This window comes from Prosthecochloris sp. (assembly GCA_015482705.2).
Classification (GTDB): Bacteria; Bacteroidota; Chlorobiia; order Chlorobiales; family Chlorobiaceae; genus Prosthecochloris.
This window is the reverse complement of the sequence record JADMLA020000030.1, coordinates 91585-112333: the sequence shown is the minus strand read 5'-3', so window position 1 is coordinate 112333 and position 20749 is coordinate 91585. Positions and strand designations below refer to the sequence as shown.

The window sequence follows — 20749 nt, the reverse complement described above, 5'->3', positions numbered from 1 at the left end:
ATTTTCCATATCGATGAAACTCTTTTTCTTTTTATCCTGTTCAATCTGCTGAAAAATGCACTGTATTATTTCAGAAATCATGCTGATAGCGAGATCCGGATTCAGCTGAAAAGTGGCAGTGAATACAACTATCTTTTTTTTCGCGATACCGGACCCGGTATCGCAAAAGAGGATCTACCCCACATTTTTAACAGCTTTCATACAAAAGGAAAGCAAGGTGGCACCGGTTTGGGACTCGCATACTGCAAACGGATAATGAAAGCTTTTGGCGGAAACATCACTTGTGATTCGGTGAAAGGAAAATATACCGAGTTCTCCCTTGCTTTTCCGGTTGTCAGCAACAACGATCTGGCTCGCCATAATGCTGACGTTATAGCCAGCGCCCTGCCTGATTTCCGCGGAAAACGGTTATTGATCGTCGACGATGAACCGCTCTACCGAATGACTTTGAAAAAACACCTCTTGCCTCTTGAAGTAACCCTCGATGAAGCGGCAAACGGGTTTGAAGCCATGGTATACGCTGCAGAAAATCAGTACGATCTCATCATCATGGACCTGAACATGCCGCAAATGAACGGTTACGAAACGGCAGAACGGCTGCGATGCGGAGAAGCCGGTGCAGCAGCGGTTACAACCCCGATCATCGCCCACAGCACCGAACCGGCATACATCGCAGGAGCAATGTCTGAAAAGGCAGGTATGCAGGCTCTGGTTGCAAAACCTTGCAGCCAGGCTGAGTTGATTAACGCTCTACACGAAGCTCTCGAGACAGGCAAACACAAAGCCCTCAAAAGTAACCTGTTTGAAAACTCACGAGTACTTTTGGTCGACGATTCAGCTTCGAACCGGGAACTGCTGGCCATGAACCTGACCGAAACCGGTCTCCAGGTGGCATTAGCCGAAAACGGAGCAGAAGGCTGGCATATGCTTCAGACGCTCGAGTTCGACCTGCTGATCACCGATATCCGGATGCCCGAGATGGATGGTCTGGAACTGACCCGTTTGCTCCGCACAAGCGAAAATCAACGTTTACGCAGGTTACCGATAATCGGTCTTAGTGGTGCCGAGGAAGAAGCGGAAACAGCTAAGGCCCTAGGAATCGATGAGTTCAGGCTCAAAACCGAAAATTCGGACCTCTTGCTGGCTTCAGTTGAAAAGCTGCTCTCTTCATCACCATTCAAGCAACCGATCGATTGCACCCTGCCACCGTTCAGCCTGACCCCTTCACCTGAATCGATGGGTCTGTCAAGTGCTGACGTCGAAGACCTTTTCAAAACGTTCCTCGACGAATTTCAGGGCATCGAAACATCGATGTACAAAGCCCTTGCCGAAGAAAATATCGAATACCTTCGCACTCAAGCACATAAGTTGAAAGGCAATGCCGCTCTCTTTGGCGCTGAGCCCTTGAGGCTGGCAGCAGAGAACCTGGAAGAAAGTTGCCGCTCAAACCAGACCGATGAGTTGGAAAAGCAGGTTACAGCCTTGCTCGGAGCGTTGTCTGCTCTCAAACAACATCCTTGTTGAAAGTCACCTTCACCGATGGATAAAAGAATGTCTGTGATCTCCGAAAGATTCCATGACCGGCATGAGGAATTATGAGAAAGAATAAGAGTATATTATCCTTGAGATTCAATCCCGGCAGTTAATAAACAATACAATGAAACATCTTCTTCAGGGTATAGTTCTACTCCTGTTGTCAATCGGAATCCCGTTGTTGATAATAAGACGGTTTGACTTCGGCAGAAAATTTTCAAACAAGGAAATCGGTCGTGAAATCCACACGAAAAGAAAACCATGATGAACAAGAACTATTACACAACTGTCTCATCCATATTGTTTTTCATGGTCGCTCTACTCCATCTGTTTCGCGTTTTCTTTGCATGGGAGGTGACAATAGGTGACTATACGCTGCCAGTTGCAAGGTCATGGGTTGTTTTTGGCGTTACGCTTTGCCTTGGCGCATGGGGATTTCTCGGATCGAAAGGATATACTGCCCTGTCGGCAATTCTGTTTGCCCTTGTTGCCATGCTTCACCTTTTCCGCGTACTGATCGCAGACACAATCGTTGTTATAGACAGCGTCACGGTGCCACTCTCCGCATCCTGGACAAGCTTTGTTATCTCTGCAGCCCTCTCAGTATGGGGCTTCGTAACCTACAAAGTAAAAACACCATAACAGTCTCGCCCTCTGCGATACCCCTTTGAGCATCCCCGAGAACAAATACGTATCATGCTTCACAAAGATTTGACCGAATCGGGCTTGTTTTTCACTCAGGAAGAGTGAACATTTCGATGTGCGCTACACAATACATAAAAAACAAAGCAAATATGAAGTATTGTTTATTATCAATGTTATAATCAGCCCGATCATTTTGCATAAATAATGCAATTACCTATTTTATCTATCGTTGTGAAGATGTCCCCCCCCCAACCTTCGAAGGGGACATTATTAAAATCACGTTTTTCGGCGTAGTCAGTATGAACGCTCGAACATAACAGAAACAGTATGCCAAAGCAGACGCTTTCCGCCTACTCTTCAATTGCCATCGGTTCGCAGGTTTGGATGGATTCCAACCTACAGGTAACCAGCTACAGGAATGGCGACCCAATACCTCAAGTGGATGACCCTCATGAATGGAGGAATTCGACAACTGGAGCCATGTGCCCGTACGGAGGAGAAAACGGTTATAGCCGGAATTTCGGCTATTTATATAACGGGTATGCACTCAATGATCCCAGAGGATTGGCACCTGAGGGATGGCGCTTACCTGAAGATTCTGACTGGCAGACACTGTTTGATTTTCTCGGTGGTAATGAAAAAGCGGGCGGTGCACTGAAACAGGAAGGAGTCAAGCACTGGAAAAGGCCCAACAGCGGAGCCTCGAACAGCAGCGGATTTTCTGCCTTACCCGGCGGGTTCCGCAGTCTTTACGGAGACTACCGTCACCTCGGACTGTACAGCTATTTCTGGTCCTCAACACTGTTCAAAAACAACTGTACATCCATAAAGGTCCTTGGATATTTCGATTCGAAGGTGGTTCATACAGGTGGTCCTGCTGAAAGCGGCTACTCTGTTCGTTGTATCAAGTGTTGAAAAACAGCTCTCCGCAACCTGATTCATCATGAATCCATTACCTGAATAAGAAATACAACTTCTTAACCCCAGACAATTGCTCGGTTCATTCGATCACCGAAAGTCTTCCATTATCAGCTATGTCAAGAATACACAAGGTCGCATCGAGATCGCTCTATATGGGCAAACTCAAACATGGAGATGATCTTCTGGGAGCCATCAGTGTTATTTGCAGAGAAAACAACATCCGCCTCGGTAGAGTGGAAGCAATTGGAGCCGTAGAGAAAGCCACACTTGGTTATTACGATCAGATACGAAAAGAGTATGACTTTTTTACAATCCACGCCCCTCATGAAATCACTTCACTGATAGGCAACGTCTCGTTACGTGACGGTGTACCGATGGTTCATGCCCACATGACGCTTTCAGACGAAAAGGGTAACGTTACAGGTGGTCATCTCGCTCCCGGCACCATCGTATTTGCATGCGAGACGATAATCGAGGCTTTCGAAGGACTTGATTTCAACAGATGCATCGATGAAGATACCGGACTACCACTTTGGCATCACCATGACTGACATCCTGAAACCTCCCTTGCATCGATATGGTACTATCCCGGTTAATCCTTTACACAGCGTACCGAAAAACCGCACTTCTGATTGAAGCTGAAGCGGTAGACACCAGGCTCTGTCGAAGTCACCCCCCTGAATAAAACACGATTACCGTCTTCGGCTTTCGATGAGGTCCAGAAAGAGCCGTATTTTCCAAAAAAACAGAATGGACCGTCATTATCGCGATAACCACCTGCGAGAGCTGAAAAACCTGTTTCATTGGTTGCATCAGCGTTTTGCCCTTTCCAATGCTCGGTTCCTGCCTGTTTCAGTTTACTGCCGACAGCAGCTTCTCTTCCCCGAAACTCAACATCATTGACCTCGTTACTATCCATCCCAAGCTGCATCTCCATTGCAGCCCACTCTTCATCGGTAGGCACATGCCACCCTTCCGGGGCAAGACCGCGAGGATCGTTGACGGCATACCAGTTATAGAGTTTCCCGTAAATCGTTCCGGTTTCGGGATCGTTGTTATAATAGCACCACGCTCCGGTTTCAAGCGTGATCCACTCCTCTTCGTCCGTCACCTGTGGTATCGGATCACCATTACGGTAATGCGTAACCGAAAGATTTTGAGCCATCCAGACCTGATCACCGATCTGTATCGCTTCATATTCATTTCCATCAACATCGGTTACAGGTTCTGTCGTTTTCTGTTCAATCACCTGTTTTCCGTTACAACCGCCTGTCATCAATAACAAAAGAACGGTACACAGAGAAAGCAGCGAATGGCATGAAAAGCGGTTCATCGTAGAAATTCGTTTAAATTGACGATACATTGGCGAGTAAAATATTAAAAAACAGAATTTTCATGGCACTATTTCTAACTGCATGCAGTTAGAAAATATCATGTTTACAAAGCAGTCCCGCTAATTTAACAGAAAAGAGACCATGGATGTAAAAAATACTGTTCTGGAAATCATGAACAAAGAAGGAAAACCCCTCAGTGCCGGACAAATTGCAGAAATCAGCGGCCTGGACCGCAAGCAGGTCGATAAGGTAATGAAATCGTTAAAGCAAGAAAACCTGATAGTTTCTCCAAAGAGATGTTACTGGGAGCCAAAAAAATAATGATCACCTCATCTCTTTCGTGACAGGAATCAAGGATGCCGCAACAAATGCGACATCCATTCCGGCACTCCCCTGTCCCGAGCCGGGAAATCACATTCGGCTACTCCAATCCCTTGGTATTGAAAAAATAACCGATTATGTACTCACCTGCCTCCTGAATGGCTTTATCTATGGCGGCTTCATCAGAACAGTCTTCCAGCAGTTCCACCTCTTCAGCAAGACAAACATCCTGGGGCACCTCTTCTTCTGTAGAACAACTGCGGGGATTCGTCAAAGGATTGTCGGTAACTGTTTTCGATATATACCCTTTAAGCCTCGGGAAAACAACTCTTTCAAAAACAAACCGTTCCCCGTCCCTGTATATTTTGAAGTCGTTATTCATAGTATTGTTGTCTTTTGGGAAAAAACAGGTATAAGTTAGCCTTATTTCCTGGAAAGACAAGCATACCCATCCCCAATAGTTCAGAGCCTTCTCTTCTTCATCACACACACCCAGCACTTTACAGGGTCAGGACGGTCGGAATCCAGATTTCCCGAAACAAGGGAAAGAATCTCAAAAAAAGGCTCGACCGCTATCGTGATTTCAGCTGCCGATAGCCTTGGAGGTCCAGGATTTCGTTGCGGTGCATCGGTACAGGCGATGAGACTGAGCCATACTCCCTCATGATCGAGATGAATACTGACGTTTTGAGCAAATAATGCATGCTGTTGCGGAGAGTCGAGAGAATGAAAACAGCCCCTGTCAAAAGCAAAACCAAAAGGAGCTTCATCGATCCGTTCTTTCAGAAAATCTGCAACAACGAACTTGCATTCAATACCGATCTGTAATGCCTTTCTTCTTGCTTTTTGTATCGCCAGAGCTGAAATGTCAACCCCTGTAACATCAAATGTCCGGCGAGCCAGCCATAGGGAATTATCACCGGTACCACATCCGATATCAAGTGCCCTGCAGCTTTTGATCGGCCACGCATCGACTACCGACACAAGATTGGCATCCGCCCTACCCAAGTCCCAGGGGATTTCACCTTTTGCGTAGCGTTCTTCAAAACTCTGTTCTTTCGACATACACCATTCTGATTCTTTCTCCATCAACACCTTTTCATAGAGAGATATTGCGGTTTCGAACCTTGAACCGGCAATACCATTTCTTCAAATCCTGCCTGCATTACATCATCATAGTGATGCACAATACCGTCGACTTCGAAAAACAGGCTTCGCTGTATAGGTATCATACCACAAATCACCTGTTCAGATCTATCAGAATTTTGCGATAGATACTCTCGCAGAAGATTACCCTGGTATTGTCTGACACTTTCTGCTACCAGAACCCCTTCTTTTTTATGACAAAGGAAGGTGTTGAATTACCATGATTAAGGAAGATTCAATACCGAAAGTTATTGAATGTTTTTAAATTACAGCATCCCATTTTGGCGAAAGAGGTTTCCATTGTCATCTCTTTCGCCAAATACTAAAATGGCATGACCATGGTATTACAGGAAACGACATGTTCCCTGAGAAGTACTATCTTTTTTTCTCTTAATCATCAAAAAAAGAAGGAAAAACGAAAATATGACCAGAAACTTCAATTTCAGTGCCGGACCGGCGATGCTGCCAACTGCAGTCATCGAGCGTGCCCAAGAAGAAATGCTGGACTGGAATGGTTCAGGAATGTCTGTAATGGAAATGAGCCATAGAGGCAAAGAGTTCGTCTCTATCGCGGAAAAAGCTGAAGCTGATCTTCGTGACATTTTGGCTATTCCGCAAAATTATAAAGTGCTTTTCCTGCAGGGAGGCGCTTCCAGCCAATTTGCGATGATTCCCCTCAACCTGCTGAAAGACAAAAAGAAGGCCGATTATATCAATACCGGCATGTGGTCAAAAAAAGCGATTGCCGAGGCCAAACGTTTCTGCGAAGTGAACCTTGCCGGTGACACGTCAGAGAACAATTTCACGACTGTACCCGATCAGGACAGCCTGAGACTCGATCCAGATGCAGCCTATGTACACTACACTCCTAACGAAACCATAGGTGGTGTCGAGTTCAACTATGTCCCTGATACAGGAGATACACCACTGGTTGCGGATATGTCTTCCGATATCCTTTCACGCCCTATCGACGTTTCAAAGTTCGGACTCATTTATGCAGGCGCCCAGAAAAACATCGGGCCTTCCGGGCTGACCATCGTTATCATTCGTGAAGACCTGATCGGCAATCCCGCCGATGGAATACCGACAATGTTCAACTATGCCACTCATGCCGACGCCGGCTCTATGTACAACACACCCCCCACCTATAACTGGTATGTCGCCGGGCTGGTTTTCGAATGGATCAAAGACCAGGGCGGTCTTTCAGCAATGGCGGAAATAAACCGGAGAAAAGCTGAGAAACTGTACACAGTTATCGATAATTCAGCATTTTATGCAAACCCCGTTGCAGAAAATGCCCGTTCCTGGATGAATATTCCATTCACGCTTGCCGACCCCGGTATGGATGCTGATTTTCTTTCAGGAGCCACAGCAAGAGGACTGCTCACGCTCAAAGGCCATCGTTCCGTAGGAGGCATGCGCGCAAGTATTTACAACGCTATGCCTGAGGAAGGTGTCGATACACTGATCTCTTATATGCAGGAATTCGAACAAAAAAACGGTTAACATCTACTCGACATGTTCAAGATCTTAACGTTAAACAATATTTCCGTTGCCGGACTTGACCGCTTACCACGGGATAAATACGAGGTCGCCTCTGAAATCGTGCATCCTGACGCAATACTGTTGCGCTCTTTCAAAATGCACGAGATGGAAATCCCCGAAACCCTCAAAGCTGTCGGCCGTGCAGGAGCGGGAGTCAATAATATCCCGGTAGGAAAACTCACAAACATGGGTATTCCCGTTTTCAACACTCCGGGAGCAAATGCCAATGCCGTCAAGGAGCTGGTTGTAGCAGCACTGTTGATTGCCAGCCGTAATCTCACACAGGCCTGGGACTATGCCCGAAATCTGGAAGGAGACGATGCTTCAATCGCAAAAGCTGTCGAAGCAGGAAAGAAAAAATACGCCGGCACCGAATTGCCCGGAAAAACACTCGGAGTCATAGGCCTCGGAGCTATCGGCGGAAGAATTGCAAATGCGGTTATCGGTCTTGGCATGAAAGTTATCGGTTACGATCCAACCGTCACTATCCAGCATGCCTGGAACCTCTCTGCAGAAGTCCAGCGAGCTCATAGTTTCGAAGAGCTTCTGTCGAAAGCAGACTATATCACGTTCCATGTCCCTCTCATCGACGCGACAAAGAACATGCTCGATGCTGAACGCATCGCGCATATGAAGGACAATGCAATCGTTCTTAACTTCGCACGTGGAGGGATTGTCGATGACGATGCGGTAATCAAGGCGCTCGATGAGGGAAAACTATACGCCTACATCAACGATTTTCCGACGAACGAAAACAAAAACCACCCCCGAGTTGTGTCGCTGCCGCACCTCGGGGCATCGACACTCGAGGCGGAAGAAAACTGTGCTGTCATGGTTGCCTGCCAGATACAGGACTATCTTGAAAACGGCAATATCACCAACTCGGTAAACTTCCCTGAAATGAAGATGCCGAGGGCAGGAGCATCAAGAATGGCGATCTCCAACTCGAATGTTCCGAAAATGGTTGGCCAGATCACTTCGGTACTTGCCGACTCCGGCATCAATATCGTCGACATGCTTAACAAGTCCCGCGAGGATATCGCCTATAATTTGGTCGACCTCGAAACAGCTGCAGACGGCGATATAGTGAACAAAATCAAGCAAATCGAGGGTGTACTGGCAGTAAGGATAATCTGAGAGCTCGATGGCAGGAAAAGAAAGGGGCACAGGAAAGAAATGGCTATGAAGCATATACATATCCCGATGCAGGAGATCTCTCACATTCTGCTCGATATGGATGGTACGCTGCTCGACCTGTATTTCGATGATTATTTCTGGGGACACCATGTGCCGGAAAAGTATGCTGAAAAGCACAGTATTTCCTTCGGCTCTGCGAAGGAAATACTGCTTGCCAAATACAAGTCACATGAAAAAACCCTGAACTGGTGTGATATCGACTTCTGGTCAAAGGAACTGTATCTCGATATCCCCTCTTTGAAAGAAGAGATAAACCACCTGATCGATGTCCATCCGCATGTTTTCGATTTTCTCAACCTCATGCGCGAACAAGGGAAAAAAATTTATCTCCTGACAAACGCTCATGTAAAGGCAGTAGAAATCAAGTTCAGAAAAACACACATCGGTAAATACTTTGACGAGGTGCTCAGTTCATTCCACGTCGGGCATCCTAAAGAGAACCTGAAATTCTGGCACAAGGCAGAAGAAAAACTCAAATTCGACAAGGAACGATCACTGTTCATCGATGATACTGAAGATGTACTGATAACCGCAAAAGAATACGGAATCCGCCACCTCTTGTTCAAGGCAAAAGCCAGCTCGATGAGCGAACCGAAAAAAACCGAACATTTCCCGGTTATTCACGATTTCAGGGAACTGATGTAGAGCACCTTTCCCCCTCCGCAGCGTCTTTGTCCCGGCAAGTTCCTTCAGACTTTCAGTTATCCTTTCGATACTTCAGCATGATTCACGAAATGCGTCTTGTCAGACTCTTTCTTCACGGTTCAAATGCATATGAATCAATGCAACACGTTGGCTACCCGGACCTTTTCTCTCCTCGAGGTCCACAGGCCTGAATCCCATTTTGTAATACAGCAACAGCCCAGCAATATTCAGGTTGAAACAGGATATACGCACATAGTTCGCAGCATAGCGCTGAAATGCCATATCGACAAATGTACCGATGAGGTAGGAGGCAACTCCTTTACCTCTATGTGAAGGTTCGATGATAAGGTTCCCTATTGAACAATGACTTCCTCGATCGACCTCGATAAAGTTCCCGTAACCGGCAATAACGTCGTTTACGAACGCGACTAAAGGATCGCACCTGTTTCGTGCAGCCTCGAACAGCTGCTCAGGCGTCAATGGATAGCTTGCCTTCGGAAACATATAAAACAATTCATCAGCAGACTGAGGAAAGGTGCAAATACACTCCAAATCCTTTTTTAGTAGAGGCCTGTGCGTATACATCTTACTCTCTACCTTCAGGCTTTCGACGCCACTTTTGCCCAGCAGTCCAACCTTCTGAAGCCTTACCGATACAGTCATATTTGGGAATATAAGGCTTGATATCGAGAAGTGGAGTTCCGTCAAGTATGTCAGGTCTTTCGACCATAAGAATATTTTCATTTCGGCTAACAAGCCCGACTATCGAAAAGCCGATTCCATTCGGCCTGCAAGGGTGCCTCGAAGCATAGATGCCACGTGGTGCATCCCCCAGGAAAGTTGACCGGACCAGCTCGATCTTTCCCGCTCGATCAAAAAGATAGAGTATATAGATGTGGGAAAATGTTTCGATATCTCTCAAACCGAGTTCGTATTCCCTAAACACCTCAACTCGTCCAAAAGAACCTAAAGAATAGAGTGGCTGTATAGGACACTCCTCTTTGGTCTTGTACGGAGTGTGAATAATACCTATATGTTCCATATTAGAATGTTTACAGAACAAATATACAGCAATACTGCTTTACAGCATAATTCTCTGAGTATGCCAATTCCTCCTCAACACTCATTCCATATCAGAAGAACTACAGCACCTTCACCACGAAGTATACTCCAGTTAGAATCATGATCAGGCTTGCGAGTTTGTAGAACCTGTCACGAGCTTTTACACCGACATAATTGATAACTCTGCCGACAAGCAAGAGAGCAGGGGCTGTACCGAGCCCGAAGAAAAATAGCATGAAAGCACCTTGAAGCAGACCTGCCAGGTGATTTTCGGCTTCCATGGAAGCCCTTGCTGCCGCAAGAAGAGCAGTGTAAGTCAAGCCGCAAGGCAGAAACCCGAGCACGATACCCATTGGATAATAGGTTCCTGCCGTTCGAGGTCCCTTGAACAACTCCATCGTTTTCTGAATCAGGGAAGTCAACCAGGAAGCACTTCGTGAGGTTTTCCTTACCGGAATCCATCCGCCGATCACAATGCCCATGATGATGATCGACACTCCTGCCACAATCATGATCATCATCTGTATTTTTTCTATCGATGCCGTCAGCACCAGAAACGACCCCGTCAGCCCGACAATCGCCCCCATGAACATATAGGTTGTAACCCTACCGAAGTTGTAGAGAATATGGTGCAGATATTTCAGCCTCTGTTCACCGAGAGAGTACGCGGCGACAACAGGCCCGCACATCCCGATGCAGTGACCAAAACCTCCTGCAAGTCCGGTGAGAAACATGACGATCAGAGCACTTTCTTCCATCAGTAGTGGGTGTATGGTTTTTCATCCTCTTGAGAAGAGGCTGATTTATCGATGGCTTCACCGGCATCTTCATCGTCGAGCATACGGTATTTGGGGGCTTCCGGATCCTCGAACTGTCCGCTTTTTACCGCCCAGACAAACAGAAGCCAAGCGGCAAACCCCAGAAAAAACACGATGAATATGAGAAAGTAGGTGGTGTACATAATGAAAAGTCAAAAGGTAAAAGTCAAAAAGCCGGACAACTCGACGGTTTGATTGCTCTCTCGTCTCTTGTCACTCGTTACTCGTCACTATCTTCAAAACTTCCTCAACCGCAACGCATTCACCACCACAACCAGCGAACTCACCGCCATCAGAAAAGCTGACATGATAGGGTGTAAATAACCACCGATCGCAAGTGGCAACGCTACGAGATTATAGGAAAAAGCCCAGAAAAGGTTTTGACGAATGATTGCAAAACAACGCCTGGAACCAACGATAAGCGTAGCTATCAGGTCAAGGTTATCTTTTATTATAACAGCACCGGCACTTTCAAGCGCAATATCACTTGCATGGCCGAGAGTCACTCCGGTGTCGGCTTCTATCAATGCAGGAGCATCGTTAATACCGTCTCCGACCATCATCACCGTATCGCCTTTCGATCTCATGGATTGAACTTCCAAAGCTTTTTCAACGGGATTCAAACCTGCCTTGATGTCCTCTATACCACACTGTGCCGACACGTATCGAGCCACATTCAAAGCATCTCCGGTAAGCATGCTCACATGAACCTTGTTTTTTCTGAGAGCTTCAACAAGAACGACCGCATCATCGCGAACATCGTCAATCAGACCGATGATACCGGCAAGGGTGCCGTCTATCGCGATAAACACAACCGTTTTTCCCTCACGCGTCAATGTCGTAAAGGCTTCTTCAGATTCATGAGAGAGAGATACATCTCGTTCAAGCATGAAAACCCGATTTCCAGCCAAGCCTGATTTTCCGTTAACGGTACCCACCACCCCTTTACCGGGAACAACCGTAAAACTTTCAACGTCGAAAACATCAGCCTTGTACGCCTCTACAATGGCCTTTCCTGAAGGATGTTCGGAATACCTTTCAAGAGATGCCGCAAAGTGCAGCAGTTCTTCCCGTTTCATCTTGCTCACAACATCGGTCACCGAAGGATTGCCACTGGTTATCGTACCGGTTTTATCAAGCATCACACGGTTGGTTCTGGATATGCTCTCAAAAATGTCACCACCTTTTACAACGATTCCCTTTTTCGCCGCTGTACTTGTTCCAAGCAGAATTGCAAGGGGCGTTGCCAGACCAAGGGCACATGGACATGCTACGACAAGGACGGATACGGCATTCATGAGAGCGACAGCTGTATCGGCAGTTGTCAATTTCCAATACAAAAAAGCCGAAACAGCAAACAGCACGACAACCGGAACAAAATAACCGGCCACCCTGTCGGCCACAGCTTGAACGGGAGCTTTTCTTGATTGGGCATCTTCGACAGTTTGTATGATCTTCGAAAGGACTGTATCGTCTTCAGTAACTGAAACCCGAACAGAGAGCCTGCCGTTAAGCGAAATGGTCCCGGCAAAGACCTCCTCTCCTTTCGACTTGAAAGAGGGTGTGGATTCACCTGTCAGCATAGACTCGTCAACCTCGGCTCCACCTTCGAGAACCGAGCCATCGAGGGGAATCTTTTCTCCAGCCAGTACTTCGATCGTATCACCCTGGTGAATCTCATCGAGAGGAACCATACCGGTTTGACCGTCCATCATGACAAGCCGAGCTTCTTTCGGTTGCATTGCGATGAGCGACGTCAGGGCATCACCTGCTTTCAACCTCGAGCCGGCTTCGAGAAAACGGCCGAGCAGAATGAACGATACAATCATTGCCGAAGTATCGAAATACACTTCCCCCCCCCGAAAAATCATTACGACACTGTAAGCATATGCAGAAAAAGACCCAAGCGCGATCAGCACATCCATGTTGAGGGCACGATTGAGCATCGATCGAACAGCGTTTTTCAAGAAAGGATATCCCGAATAAAAAAGCACCGGCGTTGCAAGAACCCATGAAATAATCTGAAACGCCTGCCTGTATTCTTCTTCGATACCCTGAAAAAAACCGGCATAAAGAGCGGTAACAAACAACATGAGCTGCATCGAAAAAAACGCTGCCGTTCCAAATCTGAGTAAAAGGTCATTTTTCTCCTGCCGCATGGCCTCGTTGAACGCAATCTTGTGATAGGGATGCGGAACATAGCCGATAGAACGGATGCCCTCGAGAATTTTGCGCAACGCTATTTTACTCTCGTCCCACTCGATCGAAAGACGATGAGTTGCATAGTTTACCCTGGCAGAGTGTACGCCGTTCATTTTCACAAGAAACTTTTCGACAAGCCAGACGCACGATGCACATCGAATCCCCGAGAGCGTCATATCGAGAGAAGAGATGGTGCCGGCTGTACGGATAGACTCTCGAAATGCAGCCGGCTCAACTTTTGCTTTTTCAGGGGGGCCGGGAGTCCAACCGCATCGGCTATTGTAAAAAGTATCGAGTGATTCCCTGTGAATCAGCTCATACACGCCGAGGCAACCATGACAACAGAAATATTTCGTTTCTCCGTCGAAGTCAGCGCTCACGGCCGACTCCGGCTTCATCTCCAGCAGACAGTGATCGCAGCGGATAGTTGCCGATCCACGTGTTTCAGTCTCTGACATTGAAGGTATATGCCGGTTTCAGATTTTCGGAAAGCAACAGCGTAGCCCGCCACAGAGTCCTGCCGCTCGGGCATTTGACAATGATACCTTTTCCGCTGTACCGACTCTCTCCAACTCTTCGAAGCACGACTTCATTTTTTCCCATATCCATACCCGGCATGGAAAGATCGAGTAACAGGGTATCCGATGAAATTGGCGGGGAATCGCTGGAAAAGCTCAGCTCGAAAGTCAATTCTTTCATGTGCGGCACTGGCTTCGGTGAGATATCGAGCATTATCGTATAATCACCGGCCTGTTTCGTACAGGTTCCTGCATGAGGATCACAGTCCGGTATTGCATCCGTTCCGGATGAGCAGCTTACAAGAGCAAGAACAAGGTACAATGAGCAGCTCCACAGCCACCCATGTTTCATTCGATTTCTGTAAACCATCGCCTGCTTGTTTTAATTGTTGTATCTGCCACATCGACTCTCACGAACCATTTTCCCGAAAACGGAAGAGGTACATCAGCAGTATATATCCCCGGCAAATCCTCAATCATCGAATACTCAGCATCATAGCTTTTCTGTGATACACTTCCTGCAAAAAAAGTCACTTCCGCCCTGCAAAACGGCCTGTCCTCCAAGAAAACAAACACCTCAACCGCATTGTTTCCTTTTTTTAAAGAATCGGGCAGAATAATTTTCAGCCCGAGTGAATCCTCGAGCTCTTTCGTGGAAAAATAGCCGGTTGCCTTTTCATAGTAATTTTCCTCGACAAGCCCTTCGGCACCGCGATACGCAACATAAAATCCCATCGCCATGGCGAAGAGAAACAGTGTATACAGAGCGTAGAGAAAGATTTTCATGGCTGTAACGAAAATGTCAAGGCTTTACACATACTTGCTGTCCTGTCCATAACAGTGATAGTACAGTAATGTACCCTTTTCGAAGCGATCGCTCATCGAGAAACAACCCATGACAATCAAGATGCGTTTATGGTACTTGCTCGTTGCTGAAAAAAGGCATCATGAACAACCGGAAAAAACTCTGCAGTAACGGTTCGAAACAGGCTATCCGCCTTCATCCGGACATCAATCCTGTTTTTTTCACCAAGGCATCCCATAGCTTTTTTCCCGATTCCTCGTCATTCATTGCTCTATCGGGTTTTTCAATGCGCTTACGTAATTTGAACATGGCCCCGTTGATAGCATTACGATCAGGACAAGAAAGCATGAGATCCGCAATCGGCACACCGGCTACTACCGGCGGTCTTGAAAAAAGCGCTGTCATCACACGCCAGAAAATCCCCATCAACCCGGATGAAGGCCATCGTTTTTCCAGCTCCGGATCTGATTTATCAAAAATGAACGTCGGATTGAATGCAACAGAAGATATCTTTCCGGCATACCGCCTGGCCAGTTCCGCTGCGACCATCCGGTTGTATGTCTTGGTTCTGTTATATGCAGTCCATGTTCTATGGGTCCTGATACTTTCAGGGTCTTCCCAATCGATCCTTTTGTAAAATGTTGAAACCACATGCAAAACCAATCCATCGGATTGCTCCATTCTTTCCACCAACTGCTGGGTAAACAAAAACGGTCCCATCACGTTTGTAGCGAACATCATCTCATGACCACTGGGCAGGATACTCGGACCATTTTGGACCAGGACGACAGCGGAGAGTATCAGCCCGTGAATTTCCGGAAACCGATCCATAGCCTCCATTGCTGCTGACTTTACAGACTCCATATCCGAGAAATCGACCACCAATGTGGTGATATCCCCGTTCTGACAGTCTATTCCGGATTCAGATAACCTGTTACGAATAGAATCCGCCTTGGTTTCCAGGGTTATGCGCTTGCGCCCGAGCAGAACAACCCTGGCACCACGTTTTGCAAGCTCGATTGCTGCACCTCCGCCGATGCTTCCAGTCGCTCCGGCAACAAGTATTGTCTGTTTACCTGTTGTTTCGATAGTACTCACTGTCTTGAAAAATTATGGATTTTTTCAAAAGCCTGAGAAATGGATATTCATGTCTCACGAATCAAAATCACATACAAAGGGTTGTGACACAACAATCCACTGTTTTCAACTCTGTTGTGCATACCAACAATCCATTGCAGCTCATAGGAATCCCGCTTTTTTTTCTATGAAAAATTTCTCGTTCTCTACCCTGAACACAACCTCGCTTTTCCCGCCCTCTGATCTGATGAGCACTTTTCCTTTTTTAAACGAAAATGGCTCGACAGACAGTGTAGTTTCTCCGATAATCAGAAAACCACTCTGAACGGAAAGCTCGAATTGCTTTGAACTTCCTCCGTTGTTGTATAGCGTCCAGGAATAACGGTTGATTCCCTGAGGTAACCGTTCCGGGTCCCTATTCACCAAAAACGAGACTTCAGGCCTCGCATACACTATAATGGCAAGTGTCAACCCTGAAAGAAGCGTCACTACACCAAGCCAGTACGATTTGGCACGAAGGATGTTTCCTCGGTATCGTGGGAACGGTTTCATGTTCCTTTTTTCCGTTACCGCCGTACAGGCGTCGATGCATTCGGCACATGCGATACAGTCGGTTTTCAGTCCTTCTTTTATATCGATCCCGACCGGACAGACTTTGACACAATCATCACATTTCATGCACTCGCTTTCTCTGGCCTTGTCATATTCGATCACCAGAGTATCCTTGTCGAAAAGCGCATTCTGTATCATCGCATAAGGGCAGATAGTGGTGCAGAACCTGCGACCCAGAAAGACAAGTTCCGTATAAATCACCACCCATTGTACGAGAAAAAAACCGGTAACGACTGTGTTGGAAAACAGCGAATGAACCGCTTTTACCGGAGGGACGAAATACCAGAGTATGGTTAACGATACCAGCGCTGAAAACGGCAGAAGCACAATGCGTTGCACGGTTTTCACCGACATTCCGTTGAAAATTCTCGCAATACTCATCGAAAGGTCGAGAAGGACGGTCTGCGGACAAAGCCATCCGCACCAGACGCGCCCGAATACAGCCGTTACCGACGTGATGAAAAGAAGGAAAAAAAGAATCACGCTGAGGATCAGGTAGAATTCCTTTACCCAGATAACCGAACCGAAAAAGTATAGTTTCAGCTCCGGAATATCGAAACGCAGAGCGCTCTGCCCGTTTATGACAAGAAAAGGCAGGCCGGTAACGAAGAGAACCTGCAGAATCTCAACCGCTTGTCTGTATGTGCGCCACAAAACGATCTTTTACTTCCTGAGGATTTCGAGAAAAGCTATCAGTTTTCGTATTTTTGTATCGTTGAGCTGTTGCTTGAAAGGTGGCATCCCGCCTTCTCGTCCTTCCGCAATCGATTCATACAGTTCTTCTTCCGAACCACCGAATTTGAGATCACCGGTAAGATTGCTGCCGATTCCACCCGTTCCATCTGCATTGTGGCAAACGGCACAGCTCGAAGCATAGATTTCCCCCCCCTCTGCAATAGCGGCTTCATCTCCGCTGTATGACGCTTTCGCTTCACGTTGTGCATCGGTTGACAAAGCTTGAGCCTCCGATACTCTTTTTTCAAATAGTGTATAGTACGACCACCCGGAAATACCCGGTGTATATAAAACGACGTACACAACAACAAAAAGAATGCAAAAAACAAAAAAAGCAGCCATACCCTTTGGCACCTTGTTATTGCTTTCCGTCGGATTGTCATAATCGTTCATGGAAACCTCCTGTGCTGATTTTATCGGCCATCATCATCATCCAGCATTCTGTGTTTCGGAGCTTCAACCTCTTGTTTGCGCCGTGGGTTATAGTAATAGATTATGATAAACACCAAGACAACAACCAGTGAAAACGTGAAGAGAATGTATGCCAAGACCGTAAAACTCACTGTTCCGCCTCCAGTTTTTTTACATCCCTACCCAGTTTTTGCATATACGCTATGATCGCGTCCATCTCTGTCAACTCAGCCTGTAACGATTCAGGGGTAACTTCCTCTCTTGCTTCTTTTGAGTCATAGGACTGACCGGTGACTTTTACTGTATACTCTTCTATCTGAAGAGCAACCTCTTCCGGAGTGTATCCATAACCGAGAATAGAAATTTTTTTTACGGTATAACGGGTATCCAGCCTGTTTTCCGCCAACCACCCATAAGGAGGCATGTTCGATTTTTCAAACATGCTTTGCGGGCTTTGCATATGCTTGTAATGCCATGAATCCGGATACTTCCCCCCTACCCGGTTAAGATCAGGCCCTGTACGGCGGGAACCCCAGAGAAACGGACGATCGTAAGCGAACTCCTCCGGCTTCGAGTACTCTCCGTATCGCAGCACTTCCGTTCTGAGTGGACGAACGGTCTGGGTATGACAGTTGTTGCAGCCTTCACGGATATAGATATCCCTGCCTTCGAGCTCGACGGCGGTATACGGAGTGACATAGTCACTCACCGGTTGAGTCGATGGCATGAGCAACGGTATGAAAACCGTGACCACCGTACCAACGAGAATCACTACAGCAGAAAGGACGGCAAAAACAGCCGGTTTTGAATAAACGCTCATCACATGCCCTCCTTGTTCTGTTCAAAGGCTTTTTTTGGTGTTCTTATCGTCATGAAAATGTTCCACGCAAAAAGAACGATACCTGCGAAGTAAACAATACCCGCTGCGAACCGGATTTTATAGTAGGGATAAAGCGAAGCAATGGAGTCAAGGAAATTATATGTCAGTGAACCGTCTGCATCGGTAGCTTTCCACATTGCGCCCTGCTGAATACCGCCGACCCACATGGTAACCGTCCAGATGAGCTGCCCAACAAGAATAAGCCAGAAGTGAACATTGGCAATCCTGATACTGTATAAATTGGACCCGGTGATTTTGGGGATCATGTAATAAAAAGCCGCCGAAATAGTCATGGTCACCCAGCCCATCGTCCCCATATGCACATGGCCGATAACCCAGTCGGTATAATGAAAGAAAGCATTCAGTGTTCTCAGTCCCTGGACCGGCCCCTGTATGGTCTGCAAACCGTAAAAAGTGATACCGACAATGAAAAACTTCACAAGGTAGTTGGAGCGCATTTGTTCCCAATTTCCCCGAAGCGTGTAGTATCCGTTGACTACGGAGCCCCAGGACGGTGCTATCAGGAAAATGCTGAATGCAATGGCAACAGTCTGAATCCATTCAGGCAACGGTGTCAGCATGAGGTGGTGCGCCCCTGTCCAGAGATAAGCAAATATGAGCGACCAGAAAGAGATAATCGACAAGCGGTGACTGAAAAGAGGAAGTCCGGACGAAACCGGCAGGAAGTAATAGAACATCGCAAGAATCGGAACCGTGAAGATGAAACCGACGATATTGTGACCGTACCACCACTGCACATTCGCATCGTTCACACCCGCATAGAGCGAATAGGATTTAAACCAGTTTACCGGTATCTCGAGGTTGTTGACGATATACAGAATGGCAATGGTGACAGTCATGGCAATGATGTACCAGAGCGAAACATACATCTGCTTTTCCTGCCTTTTCGCCAATGTTGCAAAGACATTGACTGCAAAGATCACCCACATGACCACCACCGCGATATCAAGCGGCCATTCGAGTTCTGCATACTCCTTGGTCGTGTTCATTCCTGCGAAAAGACTGAGAGCCGCTAACGCGATGATGGCATTGAACAGATAAAGATGTACCTTGGCCAGACCGGGATAAACAAGCGACTTCCGGGTGAGCTTCTGAAGAATGTAATAGGAGGTGGCAAAAATACCGGCCAAACCGAAACCAAGCCCCAAACCGTTGGTATGTACTACCCTCAAGCGTCCGAAACTCAGCCATGGAGTAAGATTGAGTACCGGGTTGAACATTTCAAAAGCTATCCAGAGCCCTACAATCAAACCGACTATCAGCCAGAATAACGCAGAAAACGTAAATCCGCGTACTATTTGGTAATCATAACCGCTCTCTTTCATACCTGTCTCTCCAGGATCATATTAGATGGTAATGGTGATGAGCTCATTCTGAACAACTTTTATCGATCGGTGTTGGGAGATCCAAAATACAATCGCATATTTTACTCGAACATCTGGTCTGATTATGCTAATCCATGAACCTATGTCTTTTACAGTAACAATCAATATCAGCAAGAACCTCGAGACCGAAGCTTCTTCCGAAGAGGTTTTCGAACTTCTTTCCGATGTTGCAAAATCTGGGTCTTTTTTCCCTAAAGTCGAGAAACTGGTTGATCTTGGCGGCAATACCTGGCGATGGGAAATGGAACGTATCGGCATTGGAGAACATACGCTTCAGCAATCCATCTATGCCTGCAAATATAACGCCTGTAAAGAACGAAAAACAGTCACCTGGATACCTGTCGAAGAAATCGGCAATGCTACTGTCAGCGGAAAATGGGCAATCATGCCAACACGATATGGAAGCAAGGCCACCCTGCAATCTCTCGGCACCCTTACCGTCAACATGCCCGGTTTCCTTGAATTGCTTCTTTCTCCATTGATCCGGTTCGAGTTCGAAAACCTTGTCGATCGGTACATAACGAACCTTGCAGAAGAATTTGAACAGCACGCAAACCGCAGCTCTTCTTCTATATTCCCAGAGACTTGATCACCTCTGCTCGAATATGTTCATAGGGCAACGCACCTGTCGCCCTCCATTTGATCGTACCTTTGTCAAAGAGCACCAAGGCAGGAATACCCTGCACCTGATATTTAGCGGCTACTTCCGGTTGCTCATCAACGTTGATTTTAACAACGGTCAGTTTTTCCTGAAATTCCCTGGCAAGCCTTTTGATCGAGGGCGAAACGCTAGTACACGGCCCGCACCAAGCCGCCCAGAAATCCACAAAAACCGGTTTTTCACTTTCCTGTATCAGCTGATCAAATGATTTTTTGCCATAATCCAAAGTATTGTTGCAGGCTGTGGGTTGCATTTTTGAGGTTATAATCCTTTTT

At 46.8% G+C, this 20749-nt stretch carries 26 protein-coding genes; 9 read left to right on the top strand and 17 right to left on the bottom strand.

The window, feature by feature from the left end:
* From QZ209_RS07600 to QZ209_RS07585, 4 genes are all read left to right on the top strand, one after another.
* On the top strand, window positions 1-1524 hold a 1524-nt coding region (locus QZ209_RS07600), incomplete at its 5' end, for a hybrid sensor histidine kinase/response regulator (RefSeq protein ID WP_294346576.1).
* A gap of 270 nt (window positions 1525-1794) precedes the next feature.
* Window positions 1795-2175: a hypothetical protein gene (locus QZ209_RS07595; protein ID WP_294346571.1), complete on the top strand. Its 381-nt coding sequence runs from the start codon at window positions 1795-1797 to the stop codon at window positions 2173-2175.
* 330 nt (window positions 2176-2505) lie between these two features.
* Window positions 2506-3093: a fibrobacter succinogenes major paralogous domain-containing protein gene (locus tag QZ209_RS07590; RefSeq protein WP_294346568.1), complete on the top strand. Its 588-nt coding sequence runs from the start codon at window positions 2506-2508 to the stop codon at window positions 3091-3093.
* 119 nt (window positions 3094-3212) lie between these two features.
* Window positions 3213-3650: a PPC domain-containing DNA-binding protein gene (locus QZ209_RS07585; RefSeq protein WP_294346564.1), complete on the top strand. Its 438-nt coding sequence runs from the start codon at window positions 3213-3215 to the stop codon at window positions 3648-3650.
* Window positions 3651-3691: 41 nt separating this feature from the next.
* Here QZ209_RS07585 and QZ209_RS07580 read toward each other — a convergent pair whose 3' ends face one another.
* Window positions 3692-4432: a fibrobacter succinogenes major paralogous domain-containing protein gene (locus QZ209_RS07580; protein WP_294346561.1), complete on the bottom strand. Its 741-nt coding sequence runs from the start codon at window positions 4430-4432 to the stop codon at window positions 3692-3694.
* 142 nt (window positions 4433-4574) lie between these two features.
* Here QZ209_RS07580 and QZ209_RS07575 point away from each other — a divergent pair, with 142 nt between their 5' ends.
* Window positions 4575-4754 carry a MarR family transcriptional regulator gene (locus QZ209_RS07575; RefSeq protein WP_294346558.1) on the top strand — a complete coding sequence of 60 codons (180 nt, stop codon included), beginning with the start codon at window positions 4575-4577 and terminating at the stop codon, window positions 4752-4754.
* Between the two features lie 100 nt (window positions 4755-4854).
* On the opposite strand, the gene QZ209_RS07570 is transcribed toward QZ209_RS07575, so the two are convergent.
* Window positions 4855-5136 carry a hypothetical protein gene (locus QZ209_RS07570; RefSeq protein WP_294346557.1) on the bottom strand — a complete coding sequence of 94 codons (282 nt, stop codon included), beginning with the start codon at window positions 5134-5136 and terminating at the stop codon, window positions 4855-4857.
* Between the two features lie 80 nt (window positions 5137-5216).
* Window positions 5217-5819, bottom strand: coding sequence for a class I SAM-dependent methyltransferase (locus QZ209_RS07565; RefSeq protein ID WP_294346555.1), 603 nt, complete (start codon window positions 5817-5819; stop codon window positions 5217-5219).
* A 504-nt stretch (window positions 5820-6323) separates the two neighbouring features.
* Here QZ209_RS07565 and serC point away from each other — a divergent pair.
* Genes serC through yrfG form a run of 3 tightly spaced genes read left to right on the top strand, consistent with a single transcriptional unit; the run spans window position 6324 to window position 9287 of the window.
* Entirely contained in the window at window positions 6324-7406 is a 1083-nt protein-coding gene (gene serC, locus QZ209_RS07560) for a 3-phosphoserine/phosphohydroxythreonine transaminase (RefSeq protein WP_294346553.1), read from the top strand.
* Between the two features lie 12 nt (window positions 7407-7418).
* Window positions 7419-8582, top strand: coding sequence for a phosphoglycerate dehydrogenase (locus QZ209_RS07555; protein WP_294346552.1), 1164 nt, complete (start codon window positions 7419-7421; stop codon window positions 8580-8582).
* Window positions 8583-8627: 45 nt separating this feature from the next.
* Window positions 8628-9287 carry a GMP/IMP nucleotidase gene (gene yrfG / locus QZ209_RS07550; protein ID WP_294346550.1) on the top strand — a complete coding sequence of 220 codons (660 nt, stop codon included), beginning with the start codon at window positions 8628-8630 and terminating at the stop codon, window positions 9285-9287.
* Between the two features lie 99 nt (window positions 9288-9386).
* Here yrfG and QZ209_RS07545 read toward each other — a convergent pair whose 3' ends face one another.
* From QZ209_RS07545 to QZ209_RS07485, 13 genes are all read right to left on the bottom strand, one after another.
* Window positions 9387-9791 (bottom strand): GNAT family N-acetyltransferase, encoded by a 405-nt coding sequence (locus QZ209_RS07545; RefSeq protein ID WP_294346547.1) that lies wholly within the window; start codon window positions 9789-9791, stop codon window positions 9387-9389.
* 82 nt (window positions 9792-9873) lie between these two features.
* Window positions 9874-10329: a tRNA (N6-threonylcarbamoyladenosine(37)-N6)-methyltransferase TrmO gene (tsaA, locus tag QZ209_RS07540; protein WP_294346545.1), complete on the bottom strand. Its 456-nt coding sequence runs from the start codon at window positions 10327-10329 to the stop codon at window positions 9874-9876.
* Between the two features lie 100 nt (window positions 10330-10429).
* The gene (locus QZ209_RS07535; RefSeq protein WP_294346539.1) at window positions 10430-11107 is read right to left on the bottom strand and encodes a sulfite exporter TauE/SafE family protein; all 678 of its coding nucleotides are present in this window, start codon (window positions 11105-11107) and stop codon (window positions 10430-10432) included.
* A complete protein-coding gene (ccoS, locus tag QZ209_RS07530; protein ID WP_294346536.1) occupies window positions 11107-11310 on the bottom strand; it encodes a cbb3-type cytochrome oxidase assembly protein CcoS in 204 nt (67 codons plus the stop codon). Before ccoS ends, QZ209_RS07535 begins: the two co-directional genes overlap by 1 nt.
* A 93-nt stretch (window positions 11311-11403) precedes the next feature.
* A complete protein-coding gene (locus tag QZ209_RS07525; RefSeq protein WP_294346533.1) occupies window positions 11404-13827 on the bottom strand; it encodes a heavy metal translocating P-type ATPase in 2424 nt (807 codons plus the stop codon).
* Window positions 13814-14257 (bottom strand): hypothetical protein, encoded by a 444-nt coding sequence (locus tag QZ209_RS07520; protein WP_294346532.1) that lies wholly within the window; start codon window positions 14255-14257, stop codon window positions 13814-13816. The genes QZ209_RS07525 and QZ209_RS07520 overlap by 14 nt, the downstream gene beginning before the upstream one ends.
* The gene (locus tag QZ209_RS07515; RefSeq protein WP_294346530.1) at window positions 14236-14673 is read right to left on the bottom strand and encodes a FixH family protein; all 438 of its coding nucleotides are present in this window, start codon (window positions 14671-14673) and stop codon (window positions 14236-14238) included. The genes QZ209_RS07520 and QZ209_RS07515 overlap by 22 nt, the downstream gene beginning before the upstream one ends.
* A gap of 214 nt (window positions 14674-14887) precedes the next feature.
* Window positions 14888-15790 (bottom strand): SDR family NAD(P)-dependent oxidoreductase, encoded by a 903-nt coding sequence (locus QZ209_RS07510; RefSeq protein ID WP_294346527.1) that lies wholly within the window; start codon window positions 15788-15790, stop codon window positions 14888-14890.
* Window positions 15791-15931: 141 nt separating this feature from the next.
* The gene (locus QZ209_RS07505; protein ID WP_294346521.1) at window positions 15932-17035 is read right to left on the bottom strand and encodes a 4Fe-4S dicluster domain-containing protein; all 1104 of its coding nucleotides are present in this window, start codon (window positions 17033-17035) and stop codon (window positions 15932-15934) included.
* Window positions 17036-17044: 9 nt separating this feature from the next.
* Entirely contained in the window at window positions 17045-17509 is a 465-nt protein-coding gene (locus QZ209_RS07500) for a c-type cytochrome (protein ID WP_294346519.1), read from the bottom strand.
* A 20-nt stretch (window positions 17510-17529) separates the two neighbouring features.
* Complete coding sequence (locus QZ209_RS07495; RefSeq protein WP_294346517.1) at window positions 17530-17679, bottom strand: cbb3-type cytochrome c oxidase subunit 3; 150 nt, start codon at window positions 17677-17679, stop codon at window positions 17530-17532.
* Window positions 17676-18347, bottom strand: coding sequence for a cbb3-type cytochrome c oxidase subunit II (locus tag QZ209_RS07490; RefSeq protein WP_294346514.1), 672 nt, complete (start codon window positions 18345-18347; stop codon window positions 17676-17678). Before QZ209_RS07490 ends, QZ209_RS07495 begins: the two co-directional genes overlap by 4 nt.
* Window positions 18347-19753 carry a cbb3-type cytochrome c oxidase subunit I gene (locus QZ209_RS07485; protein ID WP_294346510.1) on the bottom strand — a complete coding sequence of 469 codons (1407 nt, stop codon included), beginning with the start codon at window positions 19751-19753 and terminating at the stop codon, window positions 18347-18349. The genes QZ209_RS07490 and QZ209_RS07485 overlap by 1 nt, the downstream gene beginning before the upstream one ends.
* A gap of 142 nt (window positions 19754-19895) precedes the next feature.
* Here QZ209_RS07485 and QZ209_RS07480 point away from each other — a divergent pair, with 142 nt between their 5' ends.
* Entirely contained in the window at window positions 19896-20402 is a 507-nt protein-coding gene (locus tag QZ209_RS07480) for an SRPBCC family protein (protein ID WP_294346507.1), read from the top strand.
* Here the strand turns inward: QZ209_RS07480 and trxA are convergent.
* The gene (gene trxA, locus QZ209_RS07475; protein WP_294346504.1) at window positions 20383-20727 is read right to left on the bottom strand and encodes a thioredoxin; all 345 of its coding nucleotides are present in this window, start codon (window positions 20725-20727) and stop codon (window positions 20383-20385) included. The genes QZ209_RS07480 and trxA overlap by 20 nt on opposite strands.
* Window positions 20728-20749 lie beyond the last annotated feature (22 nt).